Genomic DNA, 5,035 nt, shown 5'->3' on the forward strand with positions numbered 1-5,035 from the left:
TGCCTCCATCGCGGCCTCACTCTCGCTGAGGCGATCGACACACTGAGATCCGACGGATTGTTCCATCCCCATTGAACGCCGCAACCCCGCAAGCTCAGGTTCCCCGCGGCCTTCGCCGGATGGATACCTTGAGGAGGCGCGTTCGGGGGAGGGGAAGAGGGCACGCAATTCCGAAGCCCTCGCTGGGCGTCCTCAGGGCCGCATAGCGGGCGCTACGGGCTGCAGGCGGCCATGGCGGTCGTCAAGCGCGGCCGCTACATGACACTGCAAACCACGATTTGCTTGAGGCCATTAGGCGATGCCGAACTTTGGGTGAGCCTGCCACCACGCCATGCACTATTCCTGCACTACCGGTTCGAACACGCCCAGTCCGAAATGGGCGCCGTAACCAAATGCGAGCGGCCCCCAAACCGGTCGATCAAACTCGATTTCGACCCCCTGCGCCGCCGCATCTCCGGTCTCCCGTCGTCGGCGTGCTTGGCCCTTCGGCAAATTGGCGATGAAGGCGCGAGGATCTAGCGATAGGTTTCCGCGCGAGAACACGTTGCTCATCACGATGCGAACAGGGACCGGCGCCTGCTCGTACTCTGTCGCGAATCGAGCGGCGATTTCCGTCTCGAGTTGACGTTTTGGCGAATAAGCTTCCCGCGGCTTGGCCCTGGCCCGGGACGACTGCCACCAAGGCGGAACGTAGGCTGACATTGAGCGCCAGATGACGGACGGGCCAAACAGCCCGCCTGGAGAGCGGCCTCCCATCCAGTTCGGAATCAATTGCCACTCGCCGAGCCGGCCGAGAAAAATCCGGTCTGCCGCCGCCAGTATCTCTACCAGTTGCTTCGTGAGACCTTCTTCGCAGAAAACGACGACATGATCGATATAGCCATCCTCGTCCGCATCCTCGGCGATCCAGAACGCGTGGCTGTGATTGTCGCTGTGATGGAATGCATCCGGCAGCTTGTCGACCCCCCTCCGTTGGGCGGCCCCTATGACCGCTGCACGCGCGGCGGAGCCGATGGCTCCGGCATATGCCAGTGCCGGCAAGGAGCTGGGTCCGGAGAGGCTCCATCGGTAGCATTGGGGGAACGTCACTTGTCGCGGCTCGCTTCGTTCTTCGCTCGTTGCGGCAAACATCATAGGCGTGAACGCCGATCCGGCAACCCGTCGGTTTGACGAAAAGGCTACTTGCAGACCGTGGCGCGAACACTTCGGACGGTAGTCATGGACTTTTGCGCGTCGCGAATGGCCTGCATCAGGCGGAAAATATCCTTCTGCCGTGCCGAGGCTTGCTCAAGCGATGCTCCGATCGCTCCGCGAATGGACAATAGCAGCTTCTGCGAGTCATTCATCGCGCTGAGGTCGATCTCCGACACTGCCTTCTGAACGCCACTGACGCAAGCGCCGCTGGATTCGTAGGCCTTCTGCAGCGCAGACGCCCGGTCGTTGAAGACGCCGGCCTTCGCAAGATGTTCGTCGATCTGGCGCGGATCGATCTTGCAGATCGCGGCGACGTCGGTGAGGTCCGAGTAGTTGGCCTTGACGATGTCGCCGTAGTCGTGGCTGATGGCGGCGGCCTCTTCGAGGATTGCGCCGAGCACGCAGTCGGCGTGAGCGCGGCCGCGATAGCAGGTCGGGAATGAGAGCTTTCCCTTGCCGCCGGCCCGGTCGATGGCGAGGTCGCTTTGAGGTCGTGCAGCCTTCTCGCACGCCGCGACCGTATCCTTGAGTGGACGGATTGTCAGTGTGGCCGCCTGCGCAGCCTGGATGGGAGCAGCATTCGCCTGGGCTACGACGAGAGTCTCGATCTTCGCGGCTGGCTTTGCCGTTGTGCCAACGGTGACGTTGGGCATCGGCTTCGAGATTGCAGCCGTACGCCCCTCCGAGGGGTTTGTAGGCTTTACAGCTGAGGGCGCTTGGACTAGCTGGACCACCGGCATCTGTTTGGCGAGGGCGTTTTCGGCCGCCGAAATTCGCCCGCGTCCCGCCAACGCGCCGGCATGGTTTTGATCGATGGCGAGTGCGGCTGCGAAGTCGGCGAGTGCAGCACGCGTTTCACCCTTCTTCTCCAGGACTTTGCCGCGGATGGCGAATGCCTCGGCATTGGTTCGGTCGAGCCGAATAGCCTCGTTGAGGTCCGGCAGGCTGCGGACGAAGTCGCCGGCCTCGAGGTGGGTGATGCCGCGTTCGCGGAAACTGTTGCTTTCGCGGGGGTTCAGGCTGATCGCCCGGTTCAGATCGTCGAGCGAGGCCGCAAACTGGCGCAGCATCCTCCGCACGACAGCGCGGTTCTGCAGCGTAGGCAGATGGCTCGGATCCATCGCGAGCGCGCGATCGAAGTCGGCGGCAGCAGCATTGAGATCGCCACGAGCCTTGTGGGCCAGGCCGCGCGCGTTGTAGGCGTCCGTCATCTGCGGATTCAGTTGCAGTGCGCGATTGAGATCGGAGAAGGCATGCGCAATATCCCTCTTATGCACACGAGCGGTGCCGCGGACGCCATAGGCGACAGCAAGATTGGAATCCAGCCGGATCGCAGCGTCGGCGTCCATGATCGCCCGATCATAGTCGCGGCTGCCGAGGTGAAGGACTGCGCGACCGCTGTAAGCCGGCGCGTGGCTCGGATCGGCGGCAATGGCCTGGTCGAAGTTTGCCCGTGCCTGGTTGATGTCGCGGAGCTTCCGGAATGCATGGCCGCGCATGACCAGGGCTTGGGGCTTGCCCGGCGATAGCTGCAGCGCGCTGGTTGCGTCCTGGACGGCCTGGCCGGGATTGCCCTGCTTCATCCAGGCCGCAGCCCGGTGAAGATAGGTAAGGGTCATGTTGCGCGGGCTGTCCGTATTGAGCCGGATCAGGCCGGTGCAGGCCTCAATGGCTTGGACGGGGTTCGTCCGGTGCGCCTGGCACTGGTGGTGGAGGACGGTGAGCGCCGTTGCTGGCTGCGCGGTCACGAACGAGGCGACGACGGTGATCCCCGCTGCGAAAAACGAGCCGTGTCTGGATACTGTGGCCATTTTCGTGATCTCCCTTTACGGTCGGTACGGATAGCATTGCTCGAGATTCTGGTCGTGTCGCGCAAGCTTGCGCCTTGCGGTATCACTGACCGGCCGCAGCACAGGATGTCTGCGCGAGCAGACTCTGCTGAGCCTCGATCTGTCGGCGCTGTGCCCGTATTGTGTCGACATAGGGTTGGTAGTGCTCGCGGCCGTACCAGTCGCCGAGGGCGCGGGCGTTCCGCTCGTTGACCTGGAGCTCGCGCAGGATGTCCTCTTGCAGTTCCTGCAGTCTGTGAAGCTCGGCCGTGAGCAACTTGCAGCGATCAGGCAGAGCTGGGTCAGTCCGGCCAGGATCATCTGCCCAGGCGGGCTGGATGGAGCTGACCCAGGTTATGGCGAGGATGGTTCTGGCGAACAGCATGGCGGTGGTGCCCTTCATGTTTGGCTGTCTCACTGAGTGGGGACGGCGGGGCTGTTGATTGTATTGGCGCGGTTGGCGAGATCGGTTGCGCCGCTGAGCACGCCGCGGGCGGTGTCGAGATATTCGCGGGCGGCCTGGATGAAGGCGTCGGTCTTGGCGGCGGCATAGGCGAAGCCGATTCTGTCGCGGCTGAGCTTCATCGTCTCGACCTGGGCGACGAGGCGGGTGCCTAGGTCCCGGGCCTCTGCGATGATGGCGGCGATTTGTCCGGCCTGGCGGTCGAAGGTCTCGGCGAAGGGGCGGTTGGCCGGATCGGTGGAGGCCTGCGCATTGCGGGAGAGGGCGCGCACGATCTCGAGCTGGGCCTGCAGGGTGGTCATGTAGGGCGCATTGGGCGCGAGGCGGTCGGCGGTGGCCTGAAGCAGGCGGACCATGTCGTCGGTGAACTGCCTGGCCCCCTTGGTGTCCTTGAGGAGGGTGTCGAGGATGCCCTGCTTCTCGTCGAGGACCTTGAGGGCGGCCTCGGCGTCGGCCTTGAAGCGTGTGCTCTGCTCGGTGAGCGCCTTCATGTCGACGAGGGCTTGGTCGGTAGCTTCGGTGGCGGCGGAAGGCGCGGCCTCTTTCGGCTCGGTGGCGGCGCGGGCGACAGGCAGCAGCGCGATGGCGGCGATGACGGCGGCGGAGGCAAGCAGGGTGGTGCGCTGGGTCATGTTCGGTATCCTTGTGACGGCGGAACGGAATGTTCGCCTGGTCTTGATCTCAGGTGCGGAGCTTAGGCGCGCTGTCTTCGCTTCGTTTCCGCCGCAACCTTGCGCATGGTCGAAGGCTGCATGGTCGTGGGGAACGTTGCAGCGGTTCTGGCACGGCGCGCGGCGAAGGCACGGAGCTGCAAGCTTGCGCGTTTGCTCATGGCGGGCCGCAAGCTTGCCGTCCGATTGGCTGGTCATGTCGCGTGCGATGGCGTCGGCAAGGAAGCCAACGGAGATCGCCATGCGTTACAGGACCGCCCGCCGCCCAAGTCGTCTGGGGACCATCATGGTCAACCGCCGCAACGCGCTTGCCGCCGCGCTACGCGAGGCGCTGTTCCGTCCGCGGGTGAAGGAGAGCCGGCGCGGCTACCGCCGGCATCCGAAGCACCGGCAGAGCGCGCTGGCGGAGCTGATGCTGTGCTGAACGACGGGCAACGCAAGGCACGGCCGGTACCGATGGCGCTGCACAATCGGAGCGCCGAAGGCAGTGGAGCTTCAGCAACCGATTGACAGCGTGTGCGTTTCGGGCAGAATTCCGATCAAAAAGGCGGCTTTCCGGGCGCAAAATTCGCATTGCAATGCAACCCCGGCAAAACGGCCAAAATCGACCCGCAATTCCAGAGGGTTACGACCCCCTCTCCCGCATCGCCTCTCGCGATGCGGCCCCATTGAGACGAGGTCCCAATGGAGAAGGATGAGGTAAACCGGCCCGCATCGCCTCTCGCGATGCGGCCCCATTGAGACCCGTTCGCCGCCTTGAGGGCAGCGTCCCTCGCCCCCGCATCGCCTCTCGCGATGCGGCCCCATTGAGACACCGCCTGGCCGACACCATGGGCGCCAGCAGACCCGCATCGCCTCTCGCGATGCGGCCCCATTGA

The 5,035-nt window shown here is 64.3% G+C and carries 5 protein-coding genes; 1 reads left to right on the forward strand and 4 read right to left on the reverse strand.

What is annotated here, in order from left to right:
- Positions 1-336: 336 nt before the first annotated feature.
- The 4 genes from ACT4OC_RS28920 to ACT4OC_RS28935 all read right to left on the reverse strand — a co-directional run bounded on the left by ACT4OC_RS28920 (position 337) and on the right by ACT4OC_RS28935 (position 4,118).
- Complete coding sequence (locus tag ACT4OC_RS28920) at positions 337-1,041, reverse strand: hypothetical protein (RefSeq protein WP_444842476.1); 705 nt, start codon at positions 1,039-1,041, stop codon at positions 337-339.
- 137 nt (positions 1,042-1,178) lie between these two features.
- The gene (locus ACT4OC_RS28925; RefSeq protein WP_444842477.1) at positions 1,179-3,005 is read right to left on the reverse strand and encodes a tetratricopeptide repeat protein; all 1,827 of its coding nucleotides are present in this window, start codon (positions 3,003-3,005) and stop codon (positions 1,179-1,181) included.
- An 82-nt stretch (positions 3,006-3,087) separates the two neighbouring features.
- A complete protein-coding gene (locus ACT4OC_RS28930) occupies positions 3,088-3,426 on the reverse strand; it encodes a hypothetical protein (protein WP_444842478.1) in 339 nt (112 codons plus the stop codon).
- 11 nt (positions 3,427-3,437) lie between these two features.
- Positions 3,438-4,118, reverse strand: coding sequence for a hypothetical protein (locus tag ACT4OC_RS28935; RefSeq protein WP_444842479.1), 681 nt, complete (start codon positions 4,116-4,118; stop codon positions 3,438-3,440).
- A gap of 280 nt (positions 4,119-4,398) precedes the next feature.
- Here ACT4OC_RS28935 and ACT4OC_RS28940 point away from each other — a divergent pair, with 280 nt between their 5' ends.
- Positions 4,399-4,581 carry a hypothetical protein gene (locus ACT4OC_RS28940; protein ID WP_444842480.1) on the forward strand — a complete coding sequence of 61 codons (183 nt, stop codon included), beginning with the start codon at positions 4,399-4,401 and terminating at the stop codon, positions 4,579-4,581.
- Positions 4,582-5,035 lie beyond the last annotated feature (454 nt).

The organism is Bradyrhizobium sp., from assembly GCF_052389815.1.
GTDB lineage: Bacteria > Pseudomonadota > Alphaproteobacteria > Rhizobiales > Xanthobacteraceae > Bradyrhizobium.